Raw genomic sequence first — 24,382 nt, forward strand, 5'->3', positions numbered from 1 at the left:
GGTGCGGCCCGGGCCGTAGCCGTACCACGCGACCGCCGTACCCGACGAACGCGCCGACCGCCGGCCCGCCGCCGCCGTACCAGCGCGAGCCGTGCCATCCTGTGCGCCATGGACGACCTCGAATTACTCCGACGGGAGTTCGACGCCGAAGACGGATCGTTCCTCGTCCAGCTCCGATGCGATCTCCAATGGGACCGGCAAGCGTTCAGCCGCCTGGAGCAAGCCATGCGCCGTGTCTGCGCCGAATGATTACCGCCAGAGCAGGAGTGACAGCGCAGTGGGCGCGGTCTTGTTGTAGCGAGTGGCCAGCCTGGGGACTGCTTGAGCTGGTTGAAGAAGCTCGGCCATGCTGGGTCGTTCGCAGAGGTCAGGGTCGAAGCGGGAATGGGATGCGTCGGAGCCGGCGAGGGCCGTCCCGAGGCTTCCTCGTATCGGGCGATTCATTTTCCGCGGCCTGAAGCGTTCACGATCAAGGTGTGTGCGGTGCGGCTCGGATTGTCAGTGTGGTGGGCCATACTCCGCCAAACCGGGATGATCACCAGCAAGGCGAAGGCGTTGACATGGCACAGTTGCTGCGGAGGCTCGACGACGAGGTCTACGTCGAGTACAACACGTTCGGGCTGGACGGCACCGACCTGCCGGCGTGGAGTTCCCCCACCGACGAGATCTACCACTTCGTCGCGGCCGTGCGGCTGGAGTCCTGGGACGCCGAGCCTGGACCCGCGGATGCCTCGTGGACGCCGGTCAGTTCGACGACGTTCGTCGCGGAGAGCGGCGTGGTCGCGATCGTCTCGATGATGGACGGCAGGGGGCATGACTTCTTGATCGGGCCGCCGCGTTTCGAGTACGGCGTGGACATGTATCTGCGTGAGCCCGAGCCGGGCGACGGGCATGCCACGGGTGAGTGCGAGGAGGCATGGCTGCTGAGGTTCTGGCCGATCCGGGATGTCTTCGACCCGATCACGCACGCGGCGCCGTTCTCCTATATCGCGCGCGGGGTTCTGTACTACTCGATCGACCTCGAGCCCGAGCAACTCGTGCAACCGCCGGCGCGGCGGGAGGTGCCGGTGCCGGTCTCGGCGGTGGCGGACTGGGCGTCGCTGCGCCCGGACCCGGACCTGGACACCTTCGACGGCTGGCTGCGTAGGTTGCGCCGCAAGGCCGAGGGCAGGGGCGTCACCGTTCACGAGTTGCTGCGCGCGGCCGGGGTCGACATCGAGGACGGCGTGGACCTCACCCCGGCCTCCTGCACCCCGCCGCGGGCGCGTGCGGGGCGGTTCAAGGATCCGCTGATCGACCGCTACTACGCCGAGCAGGCGCGGCGGGGCTCGTTGTCCGGGCAAGACCTGGGCGAGGATCGGCTGCGCGAGTACGCCGACGGCGAGCGCATCGCCAAGGAGTTGTGCCGCGGCGGCACCCGGACGTTCTCTGTGCCCGTCGAAGGCCGTGGCGCCCTGTATGTACCACCGGGTGTCAGCCGCCGCGTGTGGCGGTGGGAGGACGACATGCTCGGCGGCGAGCTCATGGACGACGGGCTGACAGTGGACCGGCAGGTTCTGGCCAGGAACCCGTGGACCAGGCAGATCCTCGTCTCCGGCATCGTAACGGTCCTGCACCGCGATCACGACAGGCGCGGCTGTGGCGACACCGTCTGGTACGTGGTGCGCGACGCCGAGCCGCACGAGGCGGCCAGGGTTTTGTGTGCGGAGGCCACCTGGGAGGAGGACCCGGATCAGCGCCGGGCCTTGGACGAGGTGGCCAGGGAGAAGCTGATCGACCTGCGGGCCACCTACAGGAGCCGGGAGAGGTGAGGGCCGGGCCTCGTCGCGCGGCGAGGGCGCGCGGCCGGGTCGGCGACTGATGGGTGACAAGAGGCCTCCGGCGGGGGCACTCCGGCTCCGGGATGATCGCTGCGCTGAGAGCAGAGCCGTAGGTGGCCGGGGCGGAAGCTGATCATCCCGCCCACCATCGACCCGGGACACCCGCTCGCGGTGGTGAAGACGAGCCCGGTCTCCTGCCATGACTCCCCCGCGGCCTCGCGGGCTTCAGCGCGTGCCCGTCGACGGGCACGGAGCGCCGCCGTCACGATCTCCGGGAACGGCAACGTGGCGTCCGAGGCATCGGTCTTGGTCTGCCGGTGCAGCGGCTTTCCGGCGACGCGCTGAAGCTGCCGGCCGATGGTCGTCTCGGCGTTGCCGAGGTCGACGTCCTCCCACCGCAGTCTCAGGGCCTCGCCCAGGCGCAGGCCGAGTACCAGGACCAGGACGTAGGCCGGGTACATCGGGTCTTCACGGAGCCGGGCGGACTCCAGGACGGATATCGAAGTCCGGCAGAGTGGATCGGGCGGCAGAAACTCCACAGCTCAGGGGTCGACGATGACCAGGGGCTTGAGGCCAGGATGATCGACACACGTGGAAGGGCTGGCTCGACATCCTGGCCACCTCGGAGATCCTGCCCGAGGCCCACACCACCCGCCTCACACTGCTGAGCGTCGTCTGCGGCACCCTGCTCATGGGGCTGGTCACCGGCATCACCGAATGATCTCCGCTACGGTGACCACTCGGTGAGCGCGTGATTCGCTCTCAGACGGAGCGGAGAAGACGGGGACGATTCCGCTCTGCGCGGATCCGGCCGAACTCGAACGTGCCATCTACCTAAGGTGAGGCATGGCCTCTTCTGTCCCGCCGCTACGTCCAGCGATCGATCGGACCAACTCCAAGCCGTCTCCGGCTCGCGAGCCGCTGTGGCGGCACGCGCTCGGTGAGTGTCTCAGAGGCCTTCGTCACGAGCGGGGCGAGAAGTTGAGCGAGACGGCACGTCGCGCCGGAGTCTCGCCGCAGTATCTCTCCGAGATGGAACGAGGCGTCAAAGAGCCGTCGAGCGAAATGATCGCTGCGGTCGCCGGCGCGCTGGATGTGACCCTGGTCGATCTGACCCTTGCCGTCGCCGAGAACTTGCGGTCTGGTCGGAGCAGCACGTCGAGAGGTGCTACCTGCTCGGTGGCGTACGCTCTGGCCGCGTAGCGTGGCTTGCCGGGACTATCCACTGGTCTATGAACGCTCCTCGATGATCTGATCGAGGAGTCCGTACTCCAAGGCCGCGGTCGCGGTGAACACGCGATCGTGATCGGTGTCGGCGCGTAGGGTCTCGATCGTCTGGCCGGTGTGCCGTGACAGTATGCGCTCGATGTCTGCTCGGACACGGACGACCTCGTCGGCCTGCAAGATGAGATCGGGGATCGTGCCGCGCCCCTGAGCAGCCGGTTGGTGCAGGATCACTCGTGCGTGCGGGAGAGCGGCACGTTTTCCTTCGGCACCCGCGGCGAGAAGGACGGCACCCACCGCGACGGCCTGTCCGACGCAGGTTGTCGAAACCCGCGGGCGGATATGGCGCATGGTGTCATATATCGCGAGCATCGCGCTCGGATCCCCGCCTTCGCAGTTGATATAGAACTGTATTTCGGCATCGGGGTTGTCCGACTCCAGAAAAATCAGCTGCGCGATGAGCGCGTTCGCGACGCCCGCGTCGATTGCGGTGCCCAGATAGATGATTCGCTCGGTGAGCAGGTGCGAGTAGACATCCATGATCCGCTCGCCACGAGAATTCTGAGTGATGACGTTCGGAATCGTATATGTGGTCACTGGCCGACTCCTTCGGTGACGCCGAATCCGAGCCGTGGGCGACTGCGCGGCGCGATTTCTTCGAAATTTTGCACGATCGCATCTATGAAGCCGTAGTCCAGTGCCTCTTGCGCTGTGTACCAACGATCGTGCAGGGAATCCTCGAATATACGCTCGACGGGCTGCCCCGTGTCCTCGGCGATAAGACCGAGCACCGTGTCGCGAGTATGCCGAAGGTCGCCGGCCTGCAGTTCGATGTCGACTGCGGTGCCGCCGATTCCCGCCGAGCCCTGGTGCATCAGGACACGTGCGTGGGGCAGGGCGCGGCGCTTCCCTCGGGCCCCCGATGACAGCAAGAACTGCCCGGCGCTGTAAGCAATGCCCAGCACGAGGGTCGATACGTCACAGGGAATGAGTCGAATGATGTCGCGGATCGCAAGCATCGAGGGAACCGACCCGCCCGGCGAGTGAATCCACAATGCGATATCCGCCGACGCGTCCTGCGTGGCGAGTGCTATCAGTTGCGTGGCCAGCAGTGTCCCGTTGTCATCATCGAGAGGGCCGTCGAGAACGAGAACACGCTGGTCGTAGAGCTCGCGCCTTACCCGCGCGTCGAACAGTGGAAGATTCGATTCTCCGCTCATGCGTCCATCATGTGGGGCGATCCGGGCCGGCATCGACACGATCTGCTTGGGGCAGATCTGCTCTGAGCAGATGGAACTCGGTTTCCGGCCCGGTTCGTAGCATTACGGTCGGGAATCGAGGGGGTGGGCGCGCGGGTGGGAGCCTCGGTCTCGATCCCGTCATGATCAACGGCGCGCAGCCCGTTCGATCCAGTCGGCAGGCGTAGGTTCGTACCGGCGTGCGTTTTCGTGAAGGAAGCTCTGGAGACGAGGCGATATCGAGTGGCCAGTTCGTATGTGCACACCTCGCCGTAAAGTCCCCGAGCCTGCGCGGGGCAGGATCAGGGGCCTTTGTAAGAACCCGAACCATCTCTTGTTCGAGGGCTTTGGCGAAGACACCGGCGGCGGTCTCCGCTGAGCGGATCGCGTAGGCGTAGACGTCTTTGGGCGGGTCGACGGCAGACGGGATGATCACGCGGGCAGGGTGTGCGCCGCGCGGGGAGGACCAGGTCACGGGGCTGATCGTCGGGTCATCAGCGGGCCATTAAGGGGGTCAACGGCGGTCAGTCACGGTCACTCGCGGGGAGACCGCAGCCCAGTTCAGGCCCCGTATGGCCCAAGATCAGACCGATTTGCGGGCAGGACGTCAGGAGTTCGAATCTCCTGGGCTCCACCAACGAAAAGCCCAGGCCAGGGATGGTTCCCCAGTCCGGGCTTCGGCCGTTCCAGAGGCCCCTTGAGAGCCGTACAGCGCGGAAGTACGGCAACGGCTACGCATCCAGCCGATCACCGGGCTTCTTGAGCGCCTTGCGCGTCTCCTCCGACGAGATCTCGCGGTAGATGTGCATCGTGACCGAGATCTGACTGTGCCGGACGATCTCGTTTCCGTTCCCACCGGCCACAAGGCCGCGCCTGCCGGCAGCGCCAGGCTACGCGGGCGCCAGGCGGCCCACAGCGCGGCCAGCGCGGCGGCCGACCCGACCAGCCAATACTGCCCGCCCATCACCAGCACCCGCCAGATGGTGTGCCGGAGCCCCGAGCGAGGCGGCAGCCCTTCCTGGAACACCGCCCGGTCACCGAGGTGTGCTCCCTCGTACCGCACGACATCGGCGGTGGTGAGCATCAGCACCACCAAGGCCACCCCGGATGGCGTCCAGGCCCAAACCTCACTGCCGATGCGCCGGCGGGGGCCGCGGCCGGGCGCCGGTAGCTGCGGCACGGTCACCCCGCCTCACCGCGAGCGACCGTGCGATCACATCCTTCTCGTAACGACTGGACACTCCCATTGTTACACCCGTAACTTTGCAGCGTGACAATCGATACAGGCGGCGACTGGTTGCTGATCAGCGTGACCACCGCGGGCGCGGCGGGGACGCTGCGCGTGCAGGTCTGGCGGAAACTGCGGTCGCTGGGCGCCCTTTATCTGCAGCAGTCGGTCTGCCTGCTGCCTACCCGGCCGGAGGTGGTGCGCGAGGTGCGCCGGCTGGCCGATCGGGTGCGCCATCAGGGCGGCACCAGCCGGGTGCTGCACGCCCAGCTCACCGACCAGGCTGAGGAGCAGCAGGTGATCGCGGAGTTCAACGCTGCCCGGGACGCCGAGTACGCCGAGGTGCTGGAGCGCCTGCCCGCCTTCCGGGAGGAACTGGCGCGTGAACGCGCCCGCGGCCGCGCCACCTACGCCGAAGTCGAGGAGTCCGAGGCGGATCTGGAACGCTTCCGCTCCTGGATGGCCAAGATCGCCGCACGCGACTACTTCACCGCCCCGGCCGGGGCCCGGGCGCGGGCCGCGATCGAGGAGGCGGCCGCCGACCTGGCGGCCTTCGAGCAGGCGGCGCTGGCGGCCGAAACCGGCCACACGGCGCCGTACATCGACCGAAGCGAGCGGGCATGACCGGGTCATGGGGATTGGATCTGCTCATCGGGATCATCGCCGCGCTGTCGGTCACCTGGCTCTTGCTGGTCACGACCCTGGCGATCATCCGGCCCAGGGGCGACGTGCTGCGTGAGGCGTTGCGGCTGCTGCCGGACGTGCTGCGCCTGGTGCGCCGCCTGGCCGCCGACCCTGACCTGCCGCGCGGAGTGCGGGTACGGCTGGTGCTGCTGCTGGCCTACCTGGCCTTCCCGATCGATCTGGTGCCGGACTTCATCCCCGTCCTCGGCTACGCCGACGACGCCATTGTCGTCACCGCCGTGCTGCGCTCGGTCGTACGCCGCGCCGGGCTGCAGGCGGTGCGCAGGCACTGGCCTGGCACCGACGACGGCTTCGCCGTTCTGGTCCGGGTTACCGGGCTGGACAGACCGTCCGCCGGCCCTCAGGAAGCGGAATGATGACGTGGAAGCGGGCGGTGGCGGTGTAGGAGAGGGCTCTGCGCGATCAAGCCTGATGATCATGCCGTCCCAAGCGTCGGCGAAGGGGCGGGCCGGCGGAGCGGAGGATCTGTTCTGCTGCTCATGCGTGTCCTGCCCGGGTTGGACGTGGCCGCGGTGGTGATGCTGTCCGCGTTCACGGTCGCGGTCTCGGCCGAGGCTCGCGTTGTCCAGCCCGAGGCCCGGCCGATGACAGCCCTCGGGGCGGCGCTGCTGGTGCTGTCGGGGTCCGCCCTTGCCGCGCGGCGGGTGGCCCCGTTGCTGTCGTTCTCGCTCGCGGTGGGTGCAGCGGCGGCCTTTCTCGGGATGCGGTTCGCCGGGTGGCCGGTGTACCTGGGCGCATTCGCTGGTCTGGGCGTCCTTGTCTCGGAGGTCAGCAGGGCAAGGGTGTGGGTTCCACTCGCCGCGGCCGGTGGTGGGGCGATTGCGGTCGCCACGGGGCCGCCGGAGGGGCGGCATCCGGGCAGGATGCCGGCGGTGGCAGGGGTGTGGACGGTCGTGGCCGTGGTCGTCGCACGGTGGGCGCACACACGCAGGCGGCTTGCCGAGCAGGAGGCCGAGGCTCGGGTCGTACGGGAACGGCTGCGGATCGCGCGGGAGGTGCACGACGTGCTCTCACAGCCTGGCTTCGATCAGCCTGCAGGCTGGTGTCGGGCTGCACCTGGTGGACCGGCAACAGGCCGCGGCCACCATCACCGACCCTCGGGACCGGCTCTCCCGCGCCCTGACCGGCCCGCAGGCTCTCGACGACGACACCATCGAACGCCTCGAAGCCCGCACCGTCGGCTTTCACCGCCTGGAGTACGTGCTCCCCGCCCGCGCCATCTCCCAGGGGCTCACCACACACATCAACGAACTGAGCACCCTGCTCCAGAGCGGCCCCCGGACCGGTTCCGCCGCCTGGCCGCCACCGCCGGCGAAGCCGCCGCCCCGGCCTCCTGGATCGCCTGGGACCTCGAACAACCGGGGCAGTCCGCCGCGTTCGGGCGCGCCGCCGATCGAGCTGGCCGACCAAGCACGCCGCAGATTGCCGAGCTTCCTACCGCCGGCGCGGGCAGAGGCAGAACGGGTGCCCGGCAGGGTCGGTCATGACCCGCTACCGGTCCGGGTTCGGCTGAAAGTCCGGCTTCCCGCCACCGAGTTCCTGGACAATGGCCACAGCCTCGTCGAGATCATCAACGTCGAAATCCAGATGGAACTGCTGAGGCCGCCCGCCAGCCGTCCGGGCGTGCGGCGTGGGGCCGGTCCCGGACGGCGGTGGGAATGCGGGCCGCCCGCCGTACGCAGCACCCGCCGTACTAAGCCTCGCCCGCCGACCACGGACGCGCCGCCGCACAGATACAGCACGACGATCACCATGCTGTGGCCGGCCATCACACGAGGTTGGGGGCGATCGACGGTCCGGGACTTCGTTTCTCAACCCCGGCCTACCGGGCAATCGGGTTGCTGTCCTGCCTGCCGCTGATGCCCCGCAGTACATCGGGCAGGTGCCGGGTGACCAGAGATCAAACCAAGGTGTCCTTGATCACGATCTGGCCATCTTCGATCAGGAACTGCTGGTTGGTGTTGTTGGGGTCGCACTGCCACAAGTACACCTGGGTGCCGTTGCCGCGGCCGTTGGTGGCGTCCAGGCATAGCTGGTTGGCTGAGTTGAGGGTGGACTTGAGGATGATCAGGCCTCTCTTGACGACCCAGAGCTGGTTGGCGTTACTCACGCACTGCCACTGGTAGACCCGGGTGCCGTTGGTTCGGCCGTTGGAGGAGTCCAGACACATCACCTGGCTCCTGCCGGTGGTGTCTTCCACCTTGATGAGGCCGTTCTCGATGACGAACTTCTGGTTGGTGTTGTTGCTGTCGCACTGCCACTGGTACATCAGAGTGCCGTTGCCGCGGTTGTTGCTGACGTCGACGCACATTTGGGGCCCGACCGGGGCGGTACGGCTGGCGGGGTCGTGAGCAGAGGCCATCGCGGGCAGGGGGGTGACCGCGCCCATGGCGGCGGAGATGACGGCGGCGGTCAGCAGACGGCGAGCAAGCATGGTTGACTCCCAGGAGAATTGATCAAGACTCAAGCACCATGCCATGACGCGCAGTCGCAAATCAATCACTGTACGTGTGCAGCCTCGCGCGCCGCGATGTGCCCGAGTCGGAGACGGAGCTGTGGCGGTCGTCGGGCATCCGGTTGCAGTTCGGGTTGCGGTCCAGGGTGATCCGGCACCGTTCAGTGCGGACCGCGTACCTCCGCTGACCTGCATTGAACTGTCTGGAACCATGATCGTCCGGACTTCATCTCCGCAGGCCGAGCAAGACCAGCATGCGTCTTTGCAAGCAGGATGTCAGGAGTTCGAATCTCCTGGGCTCCACCAGCCGAAACGCCCCTCACCCGCTCTTCGCCCGACGAGGTTCGGGTGAGTTCGGATCGCGGTGCGCCGAACGCCTTCGTCCACCGCCGGTGGATCTCCGCGTGCGACTCGGTGAGAGATCCGGAAGGGCGCCGCCGAATGCACGCCAGGGCCGAGCAGGTCTTTGCCGGTGGGCCGACCCCGTCGGGGAGGTCGTGACGTGAGGTGCTCGGCGACCGCGGGGTCGAGCCGCAGGGGGTACCGGGCCACGCTTGATCCCCTCGCCGAAGAGCAGATCGCCGCGATCCCGGTGGAAGCGTTACGTCCACTCGCCGAACTGCTCTCCGTGCTGGAGATCGCGCCGTGGAGCGGCCAGCCGTCACGAAGCGCTTGCGCCGCTTCGATACCGTCTCGCGAGAGACGCCCAGGTCCCGGCCGTCCTGGCTGACACTCGGCATGGTGCCGTCCTCGCCGAGGTCCGCGCAGGACAGGATGATTCGTACCCGTAGGGCCATGTCCTGCGCGGACTTGCGCCGTCGCACCCACCGCTCCGACTCGGCGCGTTCTGCGGCGGTCAGTTCCAGCGGCGCGAGCTCTGCTCCCGGACGCGACATGAGGGAGCTCTATGCGAGTTCAAGGCTCAGCACAGTAGCTGTGCTCATGGTGTTGGCGACGGTGCAGGGGTATCCCGGAATGTCACCGGGCTCGGCGCGCAGCCTGGGATCCGCCTGCCTTGACCGCGTTCTGGGTCATGGGCCGGCAGGGCGGGGTCTGGAAGACCACCCCGTCCAGGAAGTTGCCGAATGTCGGGATGCCCCCCGCGGCCGACACCGACTCGAACGCGAATCGCGTGGTGGTCTGTCCCGGAGGCACGATGTACACCCCGGTGTAGTAGCCCCAGGCGGTGTTGTCGTCGGCGATGTCCGGGGAGGAGGCCCCGGTCGGGATCTGGGCCACGGTCGCGCCCGGGGCGCCGATGAGCACCCGCATCACGTCGGTTCCGAGGCGGCCCCGGTGATACAGTGCCCAGGTGATCGGTGTTCCCGGAACGGTGGGCACGTCCTGGTAGAGCGTGGAGACCTGGTTGGCGTTCAGTTCGGCGAACTGCCGGCCGTCGGCCGCCGGGACCCCGCCCGCGCCGTCGGGCCAGAACTCCAGCTTGTGGTCGGTGGCGGTGGTGTGCCAGCCGACACCGGGGTTGGTGGAGGCGTCGTCGATGGAGTAGTCGATCGTGGTCACGGGTGGTGTCTCGAAGCTGCCGTTGACCAGGTTGACCGGTTCATAGGCGCAGGTGACGGTGACCGTGACCGTGGCGGTGCTGGTTCCGCAGGCGGTGGTGATGGTGTAGGTGAAGGTGTCGGTGCCGGCCAGGCCCGCGGCGGGTGTGTAGATCACGGTGTTGCCGGAGATCGTCGCGGTGCCGTGGGCGGGCTGGGTGACGCTGCTGATCGTCGCTGCGGTCGCGGTGTCGTTGGCCAGGACGGGCACGCTGACGGCTGTGTCCTGCGTGGTGGTGGCGGTGTCGTCGGCGGCCGTGGTGGGCGAGATGGACTGCCCGCTGACGATCCGGATCGGCGGGGCGGGCGTGTTGTTTCCGAGCTGACCCGGAGCGGCCAGGACGCTGCTGATCCCGGTCGGCCGGATGGTCATGCTGCGTCCGACGGTGCCTGACCTGACCCGGAAGGTGATGACCTTCGCAGGTGGGTCGGTCTTGGTGCCCGGCGAGGTGATCGACAGGGTGCTGCCGCTGATGACGCCGGTCCCGGACTGGCTGACCACATCGGCGTTGGCCAGCAGGGACGACAGGTCCCACCTGGTGGTGTAGGTCCTGACCAGCAGCGGCCACCGGGCCGTGCGGTGCGTCAGGGTGAGGGTGAAGGTGCTGCCGGGTGCGATCTGTCCGCCCCACAGGGACGGGGAGGTGTTGACCGTGATCGACCCGTTGCCCAGCCTCATGCCGAGCAGGTTCTTCCAGTAGTACTCGACGGGGTAGGTCCTCTGCCCCGGCCGGACACACGGCGTGCGGGGGGCTTGAGTGACGGCCGGCCGTGCGCCGTCGGCGGCGCGCGGGGCGTCCTCGGCCGCCGCCGGTGTCCCCGAGGCGGCCAGTAGCGCCACCAGGGCGCAGGCCAGCGCGGTGAGCGCGGATCTGGGTCGTTGTGACATCAACGCTGAACTCCACTGTGTCGTGAGGGATGTCCTCGTAGATCGACTTCACAGTGAAGCTACTCTTGGTATCTTTCTGATTACTCTAAGTGCTGAACTGTGTGGTCTTCGTGTCGCACCCTGACCATGCCGTCATGTGGTGAAATCACTCGGCCGACAGGCAGTCCTCCGGTCACCGGGTCCGGTGCCACCGAAGTAAGCCGGCGACGTGACCCGTCAAGGGGGGCAGGCATAGGCGAGCCCGAACGTGGGTGCCGAGGCTCGGCACCACGGCGGCGAAGACGGCAACAGGGCCGCGCGGGCTCTTGCTCTGCCGTTCGGCGACACATGTTCGAAGGCCTTTCATGATCTTCCGTGACTTCTCGTGACCTTCCGTACGTCCGCCTTGTCGTAGGCGTTCGCGAAGCTGCGTCGGCGGTTCGACGGCGCCACGGGGTGACCACCCGCGGTGGTGAACACGAGTTCTGTCTCATGCCGGGAATCCTCTGCCGCTTCACGGGCCGCGTCGCGTGCCCGTCGACCCGCAGGTCCGCGCGGCGCTGATCCCGATGATGCGTGCCGGCGTGGCCGGCACGCCCGTCCAGGGGGAAGGGCAAGGCGCATGGCGTGACGGTGACGGCGGGCAACCGGATGACGTGGTTCGTCGGCCGACAGGGCGACCTGGCCGTCGCGGCGCTGCCGAAGAACTGTAACGCCTCGGCGATCACGGGCAGCTTCTTCTCGGGTTTCCGTACCTATTCGTGAAATTGTTGCGGCGGTTGGCGCAGGCCGATGATCCACGCAGGGACGAAGCCGCCGATGCGTCGTTTTACAAACCTGTGTCACACACAATCAATCAAGCCATCAGTAAACATATTTTTTCGTGACGAATGCGTTATGTAGTTTCTGTCATCCCGTGGAACGCGTAAAACGTGCATCCCATGCGTGTCAACAATCAACCCTCGTTCCATTGGAAGGAAAGCCGTGGCCACCAAGGTCCGTGGTGGGCGTGCGCTCACCGTCGCCACTGTCGGGGCGCTCGCCGTGTCGCTCCTCGCCGTCGGTGGCGTCGCCACCGCATCGTCGGCCACAGGCGGGGAGGTGTACGCATGCGTTCACAAGAAGACCCGTTACGCGCGGATCGTCAACGCGTCCACGACGTGCCGGACCACCGAGTTCAAGACGTCGTGGGGCGGGTCGGAACAACAGCAGGGCATCGCCTCCGCGGGACCGCGGGGTGAGCGTGGCCCCGCCGGTCCACAGGGGCCGAGGGGTGCGCAGGGTCCGCGTGGTCTGACCGGCCCCGCCGGTCCGCCGGGACCGAAGGGCGAGCAGGGCCTCGCGGGCAAGGACGGCGCTCCCGGCGAGCGGGGTCTTCAGGGCCTCGCGGGCAAGGACGGCAAGGACGGCAAGGACGGCGCTCCCGGTGAGCAGGGCCCGCGCGGCCCGCGGGGCGAGACTGGCCCGCGCGGCCCGCAGGGCCTCAAGGGTGAGAGCGGCGAGGACGGTGAGGACGGCAAGAGCGCCTACGAGATCTGGCGCAGCCAGCCGGGCAACGGCAACAAGACCGTGACCCAGTTCCTGGAGTCCCTCAAGGGCCCGAAGGGGGACAAGGGCGACCCCGGCACGGGCGGTGGCGGCATCGCGGGAACGAGCTACGCGAGCAAGACCCTCAACAACGCGAAGGCCGGATTCGTGTACTGCCCGGAAGGCAGGTTCGCGACGGGGGGCGGCTGGGCCGGCACCAGCGGCAAGGTCGTCACGAGTGCCCCCACCGGCGCCAACGACACGCCCATGGGCTGGTACGTCGAGTTCGATGGCATGGTCAAGGGCGTCAACATCTATGTGATCTGCGTCTGAATGGACCACGCGTGCCCTCCGACCTGCATTGAACTATCCGGAACAGCGCTGGATCGATCGTCGGCTCCCGCACCGGTTCGGCCGGCCTGCCCAGCAGCCCTTCCCACCGACCGGTTCAACTCCTTCGGCGCGGGCTCGGCCGGCCTGGCCACCAGTTCCCGATCCGAGTTCTCCGGCTCCTTACGCGCCGCCGCGGCGTCCTCCGTCGATCTCCGTCGGTGCCTGGACCGCCGTACTCATCGGGCGCGTTCTCCTCGATCAGGAGTCACACCCCGAAAGTGTCCATTCCCTCAGGTCCCTCAGGCAGGGGGTCAGCCGATTGCCGCGCAGGCTGAGCGTGGTGAGGGTGGTGAGCGGTCAAAGGATGAACAGCGGTCAGTCACGGTTACTTGCGGCCGGCTCGCGGCCCCGGTCCAGGTCTCCGCACCAGGGGGATGACCGCCCACATTCAGCTCGATCCGCACGAAGTCGCGAAACCTTTTCCCCAAGGCAAACGTCGAAGATCACATGCGTATACCGATCATCACCTCCCTCACCGCTCTGCTGGTTCTCACCGGCGGTGCGGGGAGCGCCCTGGCCGCCGATGCCCAGGCACCGGGCCAGGCCGTCAATCTCCGCCTCACCGCCAAGGTCCGCGCCGCCCTGGTGGACACCTACGTCTACGAGCGCAAGGGGGAGATCACGCGCAGCAAGGTCGACGGCCCCACGGACGTCTACTACGGAAAGATCACCGGAACGACGCGGGCCAAGGACGTCTACTGGGCCGTGGGCTCCATCTCGACCAAGGGTGAGCTCATCACCTACCAGGGCGGGCCGCATGTGTGGCGTAAGAACGGCAATGGTGCCTGGAGGTACGTGGGCAACAGCGGGGGCTGCCCCGAGGTGTCGAGGAAGCTGCTGCGGTTGTGGAAGCGGACCGACCTCATCTGCGACTAGTGTGCTGCGCGGTCTTCTTCCACACGAACGGTCGTGACCGTCCCGGTCCCCGCCTCACTTCCCGTCACCCGGTCCGCTCATCCGCCCTTCCCGCCTCGCCGTCGTCCTGCCCGTCCTTCCGATGAGGTGAGGATCACCGAGAGCCCGTCGGCAGGTGGACCAGGCGTTCGAGCGGTCCCTCGATGAGGAAGGTACAGGGCCCGGAAGGTCGAGCGTGACCGGGGAAGACGGGCAGCGGATGCCGGGTGATCCCAGAAGATTGCCGGGACCGGCCTGACCCTCAGGCTGCCGTGACTTCACGAGTCAAGGCTCAGTGAGGCTCAGTGAGTCGGCCTGCGACCGCAGCCGCAGACATCGGGATAAAGGCGCCACGGCGTTCGCTCTGAAGCCCGAGTCGCCGCGTAAGACCTGATCGCGACGCCCGCGGTCCGCCGACAAAGCCGAGCAGGCCGGGGGACGCCGAGACGAGCGGTGCGCAGGAGCCAACCGCTGATCACCTTGAACGGACTTTCAACCCGGGACGGGCCTCTCCGCCATGAGGGGAAGCCCGGCCACGGCGGCCTCCGTCGCATGACCTTTGCCGCTGCGCTTCACCGTCGCCGGCACGCCGAACCGATGCTCGTTGGGCAGGATCACCAGTTCCTCATCGGCGAGGATCCGCGGCGCGGAGCCGGAGCCCGGCCCGTTCCCGTTCGTGGTGGTGAGCTCGGTCATCTGGAACAACCCCGGTGTGCCGTCGGGCCGGTTGTGGCGATCAGGCGGCTTTGAGCTGGACCGTCGGCTCGGCAGGGGTGGCGGTGTCCGGTTCGGGCTGCCGTAGCACGACGAGCGCGACGACGAAGGCGGCCATGAGCAGCGCGGCGGCGATGCCGAAGGCCAGGTGGTAGCCGCCGGTCAGCGCCGCCGCCTCGCTCCTGCCGGTGGACAGCAGCTCTTCGGTACGCGAGGCGGCCAGCGTGGACAGCACTGCGACGCCGACGGCCATGCCGATCTGCTGGGTGGTGTTGAACAGCCCGGACGCCAGGCCCGCGTCGTCGGCGTCGGCGCCGGACATGCCGAGCGCGGTCAGCGCCGGGAGCACCAGTCCGCCACCCGCGATGAGCAGCATCACCGGGAGCAGGTCGGTGACGTAGTTCGCGTTCACCGGGACGCGGGTGAGCCAGCCCATCGCCCCGAGCAGGAGCACCAGGCCCGCCAGCAGGACGGCGCGCTCGCCGAAGCGGGTGTTGAGCCGGGCGGAGACGAACAGGGACACGCCGCCGATGGCCACCGCTGCGGGAAGCATCGCCAGGCCGGTGTCGAGCGCGCCGTAGCCGAGGACCTTCTGCATGTAGAGCGCGACGATGATCTGGAAGGCGAACATGGCCGACAGCGTCAGGATCTGGACCAGGTTGGCGCCCGAGACATTGCGCGAGCGGAAGATCCGCAGCGGCATCAGCGGGGTCTCGGCGGTCGCCTGACGGATGACGAACGCGGTCAGCAGAGCGAGCGATACCGCGCCGAGGCCGAGGGTGTGTGCCGCGAGCCAGCCGTACTGCTCGATCTTGACCACGGTGTAGATGCCCAGCATCAGCCCGCCGGTGACCAGCGCGGCGCCGATGACGTCGGCCCCGGCGGCGAGTCCGGCCCCCCGCTCGCCCGGCAGTGCCCTGACCGCCAGCGCGATCGTGACCAGCCCGATCGGCAGGTTGATGAAGAAGATCCAGTGCCAGCTGAGCGCGTCGGTGAGGACTCCACCCAGAACCTGGCCGATCGAGGCGCCGCCGGCGCCGGTGAAGCTGAAGATGCCGATCGCCTTCGCGCGTTCCTTGGCGTCGGTGAACAACGTCACCAGGATGCCCAGCACGACCGCGGAGGCCATGGCGCTGCCGACGCCCTGCAGGAACCGGGCGGTGATCAGCATGCCGGGCCCGGTGGACGCTCCGGCCAGCAGCGACGCGGCGGTGAAGACCGCGTTCCCTGCCAGGAACATGGCTTTACGGCCGATGAGGTCGCCCAGCCGGCCGGCCAGGAGGAGCAGCCCGCCGAAGGCGATGAGGTACGCGTTGACGGTCCAGCTGAGTCCGGCGGGTGAGAAGCCCAGATCCCGCTGGATGGCCGGCATCGCCACGGTCACGATGCTGCCGTCCAGGATCGTCATCAGCGTCGCGGCGGACAGCACGGTGAGCGCCAGCCAGCGTGATCGGGACGTGCCGGTGCGGGATGGCTGTGGGGAAGGTGCGGTGTACGACATGGCCGTCTCCTGTTCGAAGGGAACAGAAGAGACCGTAGCAGATAGATTTTTTGTAGACGATCCTTTACGGATCTATTTCGTGCGCTGCCGTGCCCGCCGGACCGCCTGCGGCGCCTCGACGGGGGCGGCCAGATGCCCCGTTGCCAGGCGCTTCATGGCCCGCACCAGCACCTCGCGCTCGTCCTCGGGCAGCGAGCCCAGAGCCGCCCTGTGCACGCCGTCGACGATCTCCTGGCTCTTCCTCGCAACCTCCGCGCCCTTCTCGGTGACCGCGATGATCCGGGCCCGCCGGTCCGTGCTGGACGGGCGGCGCTCGGCGAGCCCCGCCTCCTCCAGGGCGTCGACGGTGACCACCATCGTGGTCTTGTCCATGTCGCCGATCTCGGCGAGCTGGATCTGCGTACGCTCCTCCTCCAGGGCGTGAACCAGTACGCAGTGCATACGTGTCGTCAGTCCGATCTCGGCGAGCGCCGCCGCCATCCGGGTTCTCAGGACGTGACCGGTGTGGTCCAGCAGGAACGACAGGTCCGGCTCGGTGCGGGAGGGCGCCATTGCGGTCATGCCCCCAGCATAGCAACTAGTTTTTTTATGGATTATCTACAATCGGAAGCATCTGCTGGGCGCCATTGATGGGCATCGGGCACCGTCTGCCCGCAGCCCCGGACCGTCGACAGCCACCAGGGCCGTCGGTCCGCCTGGGAAGCGGACACCCGTTCCCGACCGTCGACGAGAGTTCGGCCATACGGCAAATCGGTCGGCTTCCCGGTGCTCCATGACGAATACCGGAGGTTTCTCCTTGGGCCAGGGGGTCAGACCTTGTTCGATCGGCCGGTGACCGATGTCCCGGTTCCGGAGTTCGGTGCGGCCCCGCCAGGAAGACGGCGTGACGGAAACGACGACGACGTGACCGCCTTTCAGTTCCAAGATCATGTTACGCCGGCGAGGGGCGAAGGACCGATCTCGATCCGCTTCGGATATCCGCAGGCCGTACCCGGAGTCGTCGGAATGGCGGCTGCCGTTGTTCCACCCGGTGACACGCATGGCGCTCTCCGTCCGCCGACATCTTCTTCCGTGCCCGAAAGCGTTCGTCTTCCGCCGGGAGTCGGTTCTTCCCGGTGATTTGAGCCTCTACCGGGTGGTCATGTCCTCGACCTCGTCGACGCCTGCCATCTGTTCGACCGCGTCGACGACCTGCCGGGCGTCCTTCCTGTCCGTGAGCTTTATGTAGGAGTTCTCCGAGAAGGCGAGAAGCCGGAGATCCGTGCCCCGCGCGTAATGCTCCAGCACCCGTTCGGCATGCGTGGAGTCCCCGAAATAAATCCGCTCGATTCCTTCGACGGAAACAATCTCGGCCTCTATCGCCTCCTCCTCCTGCGTCACCGGGCCGCGCCCCTCGCACTCCCCCTCCCAGCCCGGCGCCGGATCCCGGATTTCGACCGGCACCTCGGCGCGGGATCGAAGCCTGACCTCCTGCACCTGCGGAAGCGCATGCAGTTTTCGCTCGATAACGCGTATCTGTTCTGGAGTAACACGTTTCTTCGCGCAGTTCTTGCGGATGTCCTCCTCTTCGCAGAGGAAGACATCGAAGGTTCCGCCGTCCGGCCGTGGTCCGTCAGGTGGTGAGAGGACGGAGGACGATCGGGTCAGGTACCGGCTTCCGGCGCCGGCCATCGCCGGCAGTAGTGCGACGGCAGAAACCATGGCGACCAGCCGGGGAGCCTGAGGTCCAAATCTCGGAGTGTCAGACGAAACTTCATCGGATGGGGAGACATCCATGCGGCTCGGCTATGTCGATCCACTGATACTCCAGTCAAACCGTTTGAAGCCAATCAATACCTGCCTGACACCGTTGAAAGCAGATTATGGGCTTCCGATTGTGCGCAGGAGGGTCCTGGCGCGGAAGGAGCCCTCCCCGGTGAAGCTCCCGACGTCTCCCGGTCCTTGGTCCCGGCCTTTCGCGGTCTCCACATGGTCGGCTGAAGCACTCCGCTACGGTGTGTTCTCGCGACCTGGCCGGCGCACCCGCCCGGCTGTCGCGCCGGGAGGGCGGGTTCCACCGGCTCGTCGGATCTCTCGCCGCTCCGGTTCTGCGCGTCGGGGCCGTCCGTCACACTGACTCGCATGGCAACCACCCCCCACGCTCGGACGGTGCGAAATCTCGCCGCGAGACGTCACCGCTTTGCGGCCTTCCTTATCGACAGCCTGATCTGCTCCATAGCGGTCCTACCGATTCATCCGCTCCCCGTTGAGGGGCCCGAGGTGTCCGATGAATCGGTCCTCATCAGTTATCTCAACCCGTACGCGGGAAGCCCCGGCTGGCGGATCGAGGTCGCGGTCACCGTCCTGTTCACCGCCTATTTCTGGCGACAGCACGCACTGTGGGGGCAGACACTCGGCAAGCGGCTCTACCGCCTGAAGGTGGTGTCCGGCGCGACCGGAGAGTGACCGAGCCTCGGTCATGCGGGAATCCGCGCTCTCGTCTGCCCCGCGCTGGCAGCGACACCGTATTCGGGGGTGCTGATCAATCTGGCCGACACGCTGTGGATATTCGCCGGTTCGGAACGCCGGTGCCTGCATGACGTGATCACCGGAACCGTCGTGGTCGACCTGGCCGATTCTGCCGGGAAAGGACTCGGCAGGCCCGGCTTCCTGTTCGGCCTGGGCGCCACCGCCGCCCTCTCCACCACCCTCGTGCTCGTTTACGTGCTGATGGCGAGGTAGTCCACCACGCCGGGTCAACGGCCCGGGGCCGAAGCCCCGGACCCTGGACCCTGGACAAGGGGCGCGCCCGGCCTGGTCGCGGAGGTCGCCGGTGCGGGCCCGGCTCAGGGCACGTAACGGGATTCGGCGGCCCCGACCCGGATCCTGGTCACCTGCGCCGCCAGCGCCCCGACATCGAACGGCACGGCCGAGGACTCGAACTCCCTGCCCAAGGCGCGCAGCATCTCCATGCCGTCCCAGCTCGCGGCGAACTCCTCGTCGATCGGCCGTACCAGGTCACCCAGCGCGTCCTGAGCCCGGTGACGCAGGACGAGGATCCGCCACTGCCCGAGGAACCGGCTGAACTCCGCCAGCCGCTCGCCCGCTTCGGCGACTCCGGCGACGACCTCGCGCAGTGCCCCGTTCACCTGCTGCGCCTTGGCGGACATCTCCAGCACATTCTCGTGTACGGCGTCGCAGAGCGGGGGGACCTCGCTCAGCGAGGTCGGCGGCGCGACACCGTCCACGACCTCGGCGGCGAACGCGGCGACCATGTCGTTGTGCAGGCTCGCCAGCGCGATCCGGAACCGCAGGTCGGTGACGTCCGAGCGCAGCGCGGCGAGCCTGGGCACCAGCCGCTCCAACGCGGCGACCGCGGTGCGCGTCGGCGTGGCCATCACCCGGGCGACGTTGCGCAGCACCGGCGCGGTGTCGGCGACCCTCTCGGAGGCGGCCTGGGCGGCGGCGACCGCGCGGTCCAGCCGGCGGGCGACGTCGAGCACCCGCGTGGACGACCGCACGAGCCGGTCGCTGAGCACCCGATAGCTCTCCAGGCGCTCCACCAGGTCGGCCAGGAGCGTCTCCAGCGCTCCCGCGCCGGTCAGCACCTCCGCGATCGGCCCCTGCGCCCGGGGCCGGACGTAGGCCGCGGAGGCCAGCCGGTCGCGCGCCGCGACCTCGGTGGCCAGCGCCTCGGTCAGGAAGTCGTCGTGCGAGTCGAACCCCATCTCGCCCAGCAGGTGTTCGAGCTGCCTCATGCCGGCCAGCGCCGCGTCGCGCCGGTTCGCCCCGTCGCGCTCGGCCGCCGCGCGTTCGGCGTCGGCCGCGTACCGGTACATCCGCTTGACCGCCCCGAACAGTTCGGTCCGCGGTGCCATCCGAACCGACAGGAAGCCCTCCGCCAGGGGCGTCATGGTGGCGAAAACCCAGTAGTGGCTGCCGTCCTTGGCCAGGTTCTGCACGTAGGCTCCGGCCGGACGCCCGGCGAGCAAGCGGTCCCACATCAGCCGGAAGACCCCGGCCGGCATGTCGGGGTGGCGCACGATGTTGTGCGGAGCCCCGGTGAGCTCGTCGAGGGAGAACCGGGAGGTCCGGACGAAGACCGAGTTGCCGCTGCGGATCAGCCCACGCCGGTCGGTGGTGGAGAAGAAGAGCTCGTCCGGGCCGATGACCTGCTCCGTGCCGCCGGGCACGGTCAGCTCACTGAGACTCATCGCCTACCTCTCGAATCTGCCGAGAGGGTACCCGGCGGTGCTATGCGCTCGATACTACTGGCTGTAGTAGAGAGTGGATCACCGGGCGATTCGTGGGCCCCGCGGATCAGGTGTGACATGCGAGAAGACCGCCGAGCGCGCGCTTTCCGCCCCCATCACCTGAGTAACCGGCCTTGTGGCTGGTAAGAGCCCGTTCACACATGTGTTCAGATTTGTGAACGGTGATTATTGATCGGTGGCGCAATGTGATGGATCACACAGCGCGCGCCCGGGGCGCGAAGGATGTGATCGTCAATGGCCGGGAGCGCTCGCCTCCTGCCCGGCGAGGGGACGGTTCCCGGTGAGGGGACGGCGGCCGAGGGAGCAGCGCCCCGGGGAACAGTGCCTGCCAGAGGCTCCCGGAAGGGAGCTCCCGGCGGCTCCGGCGGCTTCGGCGGCTTGGTCTCCGTTGGTGTGCGGCTTCAGGGCGAGGGCAGGTCGCAGGTGTCCGTCCGACGATGATCAGCTCACTGGAGGCAGGATGGCCGGGACCCCGCGAATGACGCTGACCGCCACCGTGCTCGACGCACCGGATGCCCACGCCCTGGCGGCCTTCTACCGGCGACTGCTCGGCTGGGCGACAGAGCGGGAAGAACCCGGCTGGGTGACGCTCCGCGCACCCGGTGGCGGACCGGGGCTGTCGTTTCAGACCGAGCCGGCTTACGCCAGGCCGGTCTGGCCCGCCGCCCCCGGGGATCAGCAGATGATGACGCACCTGGACATCGAGGTCGACGATCTCGACGCGGCCGGAGCTCACGCGGTCACGACGGGAGCGACGCCCGCGGGGTACCAGCCCCAGGACGACGTGCGGGTCTACCTCGACCCCGCAGGTCATCCCTTCTGCCTGTGGGTACGGTAGCCGCCACGTCACGGCGAGCGCGGACGGGCGGCTTGCCCGCCGGAGGGCGGCCACGGGGCTCGCGGACACCGTGGACCGGCCTCCGGCCCGGGGAACGGGGGCCGGAGCGCGGTGCAGGCCGCGAACCTTCCGGGTCGACGGCAGGGCGGTGTCAACGGCGGCGGGATCTTCGGTGTTCTCGTAATCTTGTTCGTGAAGCGTGATGTTCCTCGCGCATGCCGTAGGAGATAGATGACCAGGAAATATCTACTCCGGTCCACTCCCAGATGGGTTCGGTATCGCTGGGCGCTGCTCTTTTCGGGAGTCGCGCTCACCCTCGCGATCGGTTTTCACCTGGCCGACCGCGACGATCCCGATCGGACCAGGCGGCCGGCCACCGTCCCGGTCGAAAAAGAGGAGACATCGAACGCCTTCCCCGTCGACAGGGAACAGTCTCCTGAGGTCGCCACATCCAGCCGGGGGCACCACCCGTCGCGGCCGGTCGTCGAAGAGGTCCGGAGGTCCGGAACCGCAGGCGGCCACCCGGTCATGCCCGCGGAAACCGGGAAGTGATCCCCGCCGGAACCGGCTGTTCTCCCCGTCGCGGCACAGGGGCCTTCGACGCCGTTCGCAACGGGCCGCGTATGCCCTCCGGGTCGCGTGTGTCCTCCGGGCCGCGTATGCCCTCCGGGTCGCGTGTGTCCTCCGGGCCGTATGTCCTCCGGGCCGCGTATGCCCTCCGGGTCGCGTATGTCCTCCGGCCTGCGCCGATCCGGCGGAGGGTGCGGCGACCGGCATTCCTCCGTACCCGAACGAACAGGGCCGGCCCATGAGGGCGAACGCGTCCGTGTGAACCTTTCCGCTGCGGTTGACGGCCCGTGCCGGTCACCGGCGCCGGAAATCCGGAAACGACACGGGCAGCCCGAGATCAGGGCCAGGCGTCGCGCGCGGCCAGATCGAGCACCAGGGCACCGGCGTTCCAGGCGTCGTCGGCTCCACGGTGCTCCGTGCCCTCCGGAGAAAGACCGGCGACCCGGAAAGCCTCGGGTCGGCTGGGCCTGTGGGAAAGGCCGTAGACGGCGGCGAACCTCTGTTTGGCGTCGGTATGGAAAGGGCTGAAAGGGTATGGAACGCCGGTGGCGGCGCATTGTTCGGCGAACTGCCGGCGATCGAAGCCGCCCCAGCTCGCCCAGGGCCGGGTCTTCGCCTCGTGCTCGTCGACGAGCAGGGCGCAGGCCGCGGAGAAGGACAGGCCCTGGTCCACGTCATGCCGGGTGAGACCGGTCAGCTCGGTGCAGAAGTCGGTGATCGCCGAACGCTCCGGCCGGACGAGGATCCGATGCCGGGACACCCGGGCCCGGATGGCGAGGTCCACGACGCACAGGCCGATTTCGATGATCTCCGTGGCCTGGCCGGGCGGTACGACACGGCCGGGCCAGCAGGTCGCCTCGACGTCGACGACGTTCAGCAACATCAGCGCCTCTTCCCGGTGGACGGCAAAGCCCCCTTACCATCTCACGAGGCCGGGTGAACGGCGGGTACCTCGCCCCGGACCGGATGGGCGAGATCACATCATCGCGGCGGCGCACGGTGCGGTCAGGGACAGTAGGGTGCCGCCGTGAGCCCTGATGATGCCGGACTCCTCTCCCGGGCGCGCATCCTGCAGACCGAGGGCGCCGAGGTCATGCGGCGGCTGCGGTTGGACGACGCCTTCGCCGGGTCCGGGCCGCCGCAGGCGGTCGGCAGCGTGGTGTCGGGACTCATGGCCTGCCCTCCCGGCCGTGGCCTTCCTACCCTGACGCGGAACCGGAGCCTCGCCCATGACCCTCGACCACCCCACGCTGCTGACGATCGCCGAGCGGGCCGTCGCCCTCGCCGCCGAGATCATCACGACCAGGCTGCCCGGTACCGTCACCGGTAAGGGCGACCGCGACATGGCCACGGAGGTGGACTACGCGGTCGAGCACGCGCTGCGTGACCTCCTCGGCCGGGAGACGCCGGAGATCGGGTTTCTCGGGGAGGAGGAAGGAGCGGCACCCGGGACCGGTGACGGGCCGATGTGGGTGCTCGACCCCGTCGACGGGACCGTCAACTTCCTGCACGGGGTGCCGCTCTGCGGGGTCTCTCTCGGTCTGGTCGAGGGGGACAGGGCGGTTCTCGGCGTGATAGACCTGCCGTTCCTGGGCTCCCGCTACACCGCGGCCGAGGGGCACGGGGCCAGGGCGGACGGCAGGGAGATCCGGGCGAGCGACACCGGTGACCTTTCCGCCGCCGTGGTGGCCGTCGGCGACTACGCCGTGGGTGACGGGGCGCGAGCCGCGAATCTCCCGCGCCTGGCGCTGACCCGGGAGCTCGCCGCCCGCACCCGGCGGGTGCGCATGTTCGGTTCGGCGGCGATCGACCTCGCGTGGACGGCGCAGGGCAGGGTCGACGCCTGCGTCATGTTCGGTAACAAGCCGTGGGACACCGCCGCCGGCGTCGCCATCGCCCGCGAGGCCGGGGCCGTGGTCGTCGACCTGGACGGCAGCCCGCACACGATGAGCTCCCGGGCCACCGTCGCGGCCGGCCCGAAGATCATCTCTGACCTCCTCGAACTTGTCGACGCCCCCGTCTGACTCTTCCCGAGCCGCCAGGGGGGGCCTCTCCCCGGGAAGCCTCGTGAGGATGCCGGAAAGGCCGGTCGCCACCGCTGGGGAGCAGGTTATGGTTCCCTCGTAGGGCATCTGCACCACCGGGACGGGACGATGTGGTCGGTGTACGGAGAGCGCGCGGAGCGGGTCCGGGCCGCCATCAACGAGCGGGCCCTGGCCGAGGAGCTGCCCGTCTCGCTGCGCCATGTCTGTCTGGCCTGCGCCGACAGCCTGAACGTGAGCGGAGGCTGCGTGATGCTCGCCAGCACCCTCGGCCTCGGTGAGCCGGTCTACGCCACCGACCTGTGCAGCGACCGCCTCGCGGAGCTGCAGATCACCATGGGGGAAGGCCCCACCGCCGAGGCGCTCCGCGAGGACAGGGCGGTGCTCGTCCCCGACCTGGCGGCCACCGGCACGCGGCACCGCTGGCCGTTGTTCGTTCCTCAGGCGCAGGACCTGGGCAGACGAGCCGTGTTCTCCTTCCCCCTGCTGCTGGGGGCGACCGCGGTGGGGGTGCTGGAGGTCAACCGCGCCGACCCGGGGTAGCTGTCCCCGG

At 68.3% G+C, this 24,382-nt stretch carries 26 protein-coding genes; 14 read left to right on the forward strand and 12 right to left on the reverse strand.

Going from position 1 to position 24,382, the window contains the following annotated elements; all coding sequences use genetic code 11:
• The first annotated feature begins 108 nt into the window (after nt 1–108).
• Both ABD841_RS29860 and ABD841_RS29865 read left to right on the forward strand, forming a co-directional pair.
• Complete coding sequence (locus ABD841_RS29860) at nt 109–249, forward strand: hypothetical protein (RefSeq protein ID WP_344978752.1); 141 nt, start codon at nt 109–111, stop codon at nt 247–249.
• Nucleotides 250–560: 311 nt separating this feature from the next.
• Entirely contained in the window at nt 561–1,811 is a 1,251-nt protein-coding gene (locus tag ABD841_RS29865; RefSeq protein ID WP_344978754.1) for a hypothetical protein, read from the forward strand.
• Here the strand turns inward: ABD841_RS29865 and ABD841_RS29870 are convergent.
• Nucleotides 1,790–2,281, reverse strand: coding sequence for a site-specific integrase (locus ABD841_RS29870; protein WP_344978756.1), 492 nt, complete (start codon nt 2,279–2,281; stop codon nt 1,790–1,792). The genes ABD841_RS29865 and ABD841_RS29870 overlap by 22 nt on opposite strands.
• A gap of 385 nt (nt 2,282–2,666) precedes the next feature.
• Here ABD841_RS29870 and ABD841_RS29875 point away from each other — a divergent pair, with 385 nt between their 5' ends.
• Nucleotides 2,667–3,023 carry a helix-turn-helix domain-containing protein gene (locus ABD841_RS29875; RefSeq protein ID WP_344978757.1) on the forward strand — a complete coding sequence of 119 codons (357 nt, stop codon included), beginning with the start codon at nt 2,667–2,669 and terminating at the stop codon, nt 3,021–3,023.
• A gap of 27 nt (nt 3,024–3,050) precedes the next feature.
• Here the strand turns inward: ABD841_RS29875 and ABD841_RS29880 are convergent, their stop codons facing one another.
• The 3 genes from ABD841_RS29880 to ABD841_RS29890 all read right to left on the reverse strand — a co-directional run bounded on the left by ABD841_RS29880 (nt 3,051) and on the right by ABD841_RS29890 (nt 5,145).
• Complete coding sequence (locus ABD841_RS29880; protein ID WP_344978759.1) at nt 3,051–3,641, reverse strand: ClpP family protease; 591 nt, start codon at nt 3,639–3,641, stop codon at nt 3,051–3,053.
• The gene (locus ABD841_RS29885) at nt 3,638–4,264 is read right to left on the reverse strand and encodes a ClpP family protease (protein ID WP_344978761.1); all 627 of its coding nucleotides are present in this window, start codon (nt 4,262–4,264) and stop codon (nt 3,638–3,640) included. Before ABD841_RS29885 ends, ABD841_RS29880 begins: the two co-directional genes overlap by 4 nt.
• A gap of 749 nt (nt 4,265–5,013) precedes the next feature.
• A complete protein-coding gene (locus ABD841_RS29890) occupies nt 5,014–5,145 on the reverse strand; it encodes a hypothetical protein (RefSeq protein ID WP_344978763.1) in 132 nt (43 codons plus the stop codon).
• 407 nt (nt 5,146–5,552) lie between these two features.
• Here ABD841_RS29890 and ABD841_RS29895 point away from each other — a divergent pair, with 407 nt between their 5' ends.
• The 3 genes from ABD841_RS29895 to ABD841_RS29905 all read left to right on the forward strand — a co-directional run bounded on the left by ABD841_RS29895 (nt 5,553) and on the right by ABD841_RS29905 (nt 8,075).
• Nucleotides 5,553–6,134, forward strand: coding sequence for a Chromate resistance protein ChrB (locus ABD841_RS29895; RefSeq protein WP_344978765.1), 582 nt, complete (start codon nt 5,553–5,555; stop codon nt 6,132–6,134).
• On the forward strand, nt 6,131–6,571 hold the full coding sequence (locus tag ABD841_RS29900; protein WP_344978767.1) for a YkvA family protein: 441 nt from the start codon (nt 6,131–6,133) through the stop codon (nt 6,569–6,571). The genes ABD841_RS29895 and ABD841_RS29900 overlap by 4 nt, the downstream gene beginning before the upstream one ends.
• A 703-nt stretch (nt 6,572–7,274) precedes the next feature.
• On the forward strand, nt 7,275–8,075 hold the full coding sequence (locus tag ABD841_RS29905; RefSeq protein WP_344978769.1) for a hypothetical protein: 801 nt from the start codon (nt 7,275–7,277) through the stop codon (nt 8,073–8,075).
• Nucleotides 8,076–8,115: 40 nt separating this feature from the next.
• On the opposite strand, the gene ABD841_RS29910 is transcribed toward ABD841_RS29905, so the two are convergent.
• Together ABD841_RS29910 and ABD841_RS29915 are read right to left on the reverse strand one after the other, a co-directional pair.
• Entirely contained in the window at nt 8,116–8,709 is a 594-nt protein-coding gene (locus tag ABD841_RS29910) for an RICIN domain-containing protein (protein WP_344978771.1), read from the reverse strand.
• A gap of 939 nt (nt 8,710–9,648) precedes the next feature.
• On the reverse strand, nt 9,649–11,118 hold the full coding sequence (locus ABD841_RS29915) for an Ig-like domain-containing protein (RefSeq protein ID WP_344978773.1): 1,470 nt from the start codon (nt 11,116–11,118) through the stop codon (nt 9,649–9,651).
• A 606-nt stretch (nt 11,119–11,724) separates the two neighbouring features.
• On the opposite strand from ABD841_RS29915, the gene ABD841_RS29920 reads away from it, so the two are divergent.
• The 3 genes from ABD841_RS29920 to ABD841_RS29930 all read left to right on the forward strand — a co-directional run bounded on the left by ABD841_RS29920 (nt 11,725) and on the right by ABD841_RS29930 (nt 13,893).
• A complete protein-coding gene (locus tag ABD841_RS29920; RefSeq protein ID WP_344978775.1) occupies nt 11,725–11,862 on the forward strand; it encodes a hypothetical protein in 138 nt (45 codons plus the stop codon).
• A 219-nt stretch (nt 11,863–12,081) separates the two neighbouring features.
• Nucleotides 12,082–12,957: a collagen-like domain-containing protein gene (locus tag ABD841_RS29925; RefSeq protein WP_344978777.1), complete on the forward strand. Its 876-nt coding sequence runs from the start codon at nt 12,082–12,084 to the stop codon at nt 12,955–12,957.
• A gap of 507 nt (nt 12,958–13,464) precedes the next feature.
• Nucleotides 13,465–13,893 (forward strand): hypothetical protein, encoded by a 429-nt coding sequence (locus tag ABD841_RS29930; protein WP_344978779.1) that lies wholly within the window; start codon nt 13,465–13,467, stop codon nt 13,891–13,893.
• A gap of 510 nt (nt 13,894–14,403) precedes the next feature.
• Here ABD841_RS29930 and ABD841_RS29935 read toward each other — a convergent pair.
• The 4 genes from ABD841_RS29935 to ABD841_RS29950 form a co-directional block, all read right to left on the reverse strand.
• A complete protein-coding gene (locus ABD841_RS29935; RefSeq protein ID WP_344978781.1) occupies nt 14,404–14,607 on the reverse strand; it encodes a hypothetical protein in 204 nt (67 codons plus the stop codon).
• A 40-nt stretch (nt 14,608–14,647) separates the two neighbouring features.
• A complete protein-coding gene (locus ABD841_RS29940; RefSeq protein WP_344978783.1) occupies nt 14,648–16,126 on the reverse strand; it encodes an MFS transporter in 1,479 nt (492 codons plus the stop codon).
• A gap of 72 nt (nt 16,127–16,198) precedes the next feature.
• A complete protein-coding gene (locus tag ABD841_RS29945; RefSeq protein ID WP_344978785.1) occupies nt 16,199–16,687 on the reverse strand; it encodes a MarR family winged helix-turn-helix transcriptional regulator in 489 nt (162 codons plus the stop codon).
• A 567-nt stretch (nt 16,688–17,254) separates the two neighbouring features.
• Nucleotides 17,255–17,827 carry a hypothetical protein gene (locus ABD841_RS29950; protein WP_344978787.1) on the reverse strand — a complete coding sequence of 191 codons (573 nt, stop codon included), beginning with the start codon at nt 17,825–17,827 and terminating at the stop codon, nt 17,255–17,257.
• A gap of 420 nt (nt 17,828–18,247) precedes the next feature.
• Here ABD841_RS29950 and ABD841_RS29955 point away from each other — a divergent pair, with 420 nt between their 5' ends.
• Together ABD841_RS29955 and ABD841_RS29960 are read left to right on the forward strand one after the other, a co-directional pair.
• Nucleotides 18,248–18,571 (forward strand): RDD family protein, encoded by a 324-nt coding sequence (locus tag ABD841_RS29955; protein WP_344978789.1) that lies wholly within the window; start codon nt 18,248–18,250, stop codon nt 18,569–18,571.
• Nucleotides 18,572–18,640: 69 nt separating this feature from the next.
• Nucleotides 18,641–18,847: a hypothetical protein gene (locus tag ABD841_RS29960; protein ID WP_344978791.1), complete on the forward strand. Its 207-nt coding sequence runs from the start codon at nt 18,641–18,643 to the stop codon at nt 18,845–18,847.
• A gap of 104 nt (nt 18,848–18,951) precedes the next feature.
• Here ABD841_RS29960 and ABD841_RS29965 read toward each other — a convergent pair whose 3' ends face one another.
• Nucleotides 18,952–20,319, reverse strand: coding sequence for a PAS domain-containing protein (locus ABD841_RS29965; protein ID WP_344978793.1), 1,368 nt, complete (start codon nt 20,317–20,319; stop codon nt 18,952–18,954).
• Nucleotides 20,320–20,857: 538 nt separating this feature from the next.
• Between ABD841_RS29965 and ABD841_RS29970 the strand changes: the two genes are divergently transcribed.
• Entirely contained in the window at nt 20,858–21,217 is a 360-nt protein-coding gene (locus tag ABD841_RS29970; RefSeq protein WP_344978795.1) for a VOC family protein, read from the forward strand.
• A gap of 907 nt (nt 21,218–22,124) precedes the next feature.
• On the opposite strand, the gene ABD841_RS29975 is transcribed toward ABD841_RS29970, so the two are convergent.
• Nucleotides 22,125–22,670, reverse strand: a complete 546-nt coding sequence (locus ABD841_RS29975) for a 3'-5' exonuclease (protein WP_344978797.1) — start codon at nt 22,668–22,670, stop codon at nt 22,125–22,127.
• 346 nt (nt 22,671–23,016) lie between these two features.
• Here ABD841_RS29975 and ABD841_RS29980 point away from each other — a divergent pair, with 346 nt between their 5' ends.
• Nucleotides 23,017–23,811 (forward strand): inositol monophosphatase family protein, encoded by a 795-nt coding sequence (locus ABD841_RS29980; protein ID WP_344978799.1) that lies wholly within the window; start codon nt 23,017–23,019, stop codon nt 23,809–23,811.
• A gap of 138 nt (nt 23,812–23,949) precedes the next feature.
• Nucleotides 23,950–24,372, forward strand: coding sequence for a GAF domain-containing protein (locus ABD841_RS29985; RefSeq protein WP_344978801.1), 423 nt, complete (start codon nt 23,950–23,952; stop codon nt 24,370–24,372).
• Nucleotides 24,373–24,382 lie beyond the last annotated feature (10 nt).

Origin of the sequence: Streptosporangium fragile (genome assembly GCF_039534445.1) — a bacterium.
GTDB classification, from domain to species: Bacteria; Actinomycetota; Actinomycetes; order Streptosporangiales; family Streptosporangiaceae; genus Streptosporangium; species Streptosporangium fragile.

Bases quoted from the DNA above. Each gene is read 5' to 3' on its own strand.
- ABD841_RS29935 (WP_344978781.1), bottom strand. From the start codon at position 14,607: ATGACCGAGCTCACCACCACGAACGGGAACGGGCCGGGCTCCGGCTCC.
- ABD841_RS29980 (WP_344978799.1), top strand. From the start codon at position 23,017: ATGACCCTCGACCACCCCACGCTGCTGACGATCGCCGAGCGGGCCGTC.
- ABD841_RS29965 (WP_344978793.1), bottom strand. From the start codon at position 20,319: ATGAGTCTCAGTGAGCTGACCGTGCCCGGCGGCACGGAGCAGGTCATC.
- ABD841_RS29955 (WP_344978789.1), top strand. From the start codon at position 18,248: ATGGCAACCACCCCCCACGCTCGGACGGTGCGAAATCTCGCCGCGAGA.
- ABD841_RS29900 (WP_344978767.1), top strand. From the start codon at position 6,131: ATGACCGGGTCATGGGGATTGGATCTGCTCATCGGGATCATCGCCGCG.
- ABD841_RS29860 (WP_344978752.1), top strand. From the start codon at position 109: ATGGACGACCTCGAATTACTCCGACGGGAGTTCGACGCCGAAGACGGA.
- ABD841_RS29915 (WP_344978773.1), bottom strand. From the start codon at position 11,118: ATGTCACAACGACCCAGATCCGCGCTCACCGCGCTGGCCTGCGCCCTG.
- ABD841_RS29870 (WP_344978756.1), bottom strand. From the start codon at position 2,281: ATGTACCCGGCCTACGTCCTGGTCCTGGTACTCGGCCTGCGCCTGGGC.
- ABD841_RS29940 (WP_344978783.1), bottom strand. From the start codon at position 16,126: ATGTCGTACACCGCACCTTCCCCACAGCCATCCCGCACCGGCACGTCC.
- ABD841_RS29970 (WP_344978795.1), top strand. From the start codon at position 20,858: ATGACGCTGACCGCCACCGTGCTCGACGCACCGGATGCCCACGCCCTG.
- ABD841_RS29945 (WP_344978785.1), bottom strand. From the start codon at position 16,687: ATGACCGCAATGGCGCCCTCCCGCACCGAGCCGGACCTGTCGTTCCTG.
- ABD841_RS29975 (WP_344978797.1), bottom strand. From the start codon at position 22,670: ATGTTGCTGAACGTCGTCGACGTCGAGGCGACCTGCTGGCCCGGCCGT.
- ABD841_RS29885 (WP_344978761.1), bottom strand. From the start codon at position 4,264: ATGAGCGGAGAATCGAATCTTCCACTGTTCGACGCGCGGGTAAGGCGC.
- ABD841_RS29875 (WP_344978757.1), top strand. From the start codon at position 2,667: ATGGCCTCTTCTGTCCCGCCGCTACGTCCAGCGATCGATCGGACCAAC.
- ABD841_RS29930 (WP_344978779.1), top strand. From the start codon at position 13,465: ATGCGTATACCGATCATCACCTCCCTCACCGCTCTGCTGGTTCTCACC.
- ABD841_RS29865 (WP_344978754.1), top strand. From the start codon at position 561: ATGGCACAGTTGCTGCGGAGGCTCGACGACGAGGTCTACGTCGAGTAC.
- ABD841_RS29950 (WP_344978787.1), bottom strand. From the start codon at position 17,827: ATGGTTTCTGCCGTCGCACTACTGCCGGCGATGGCCGGCGCCGGAAGC.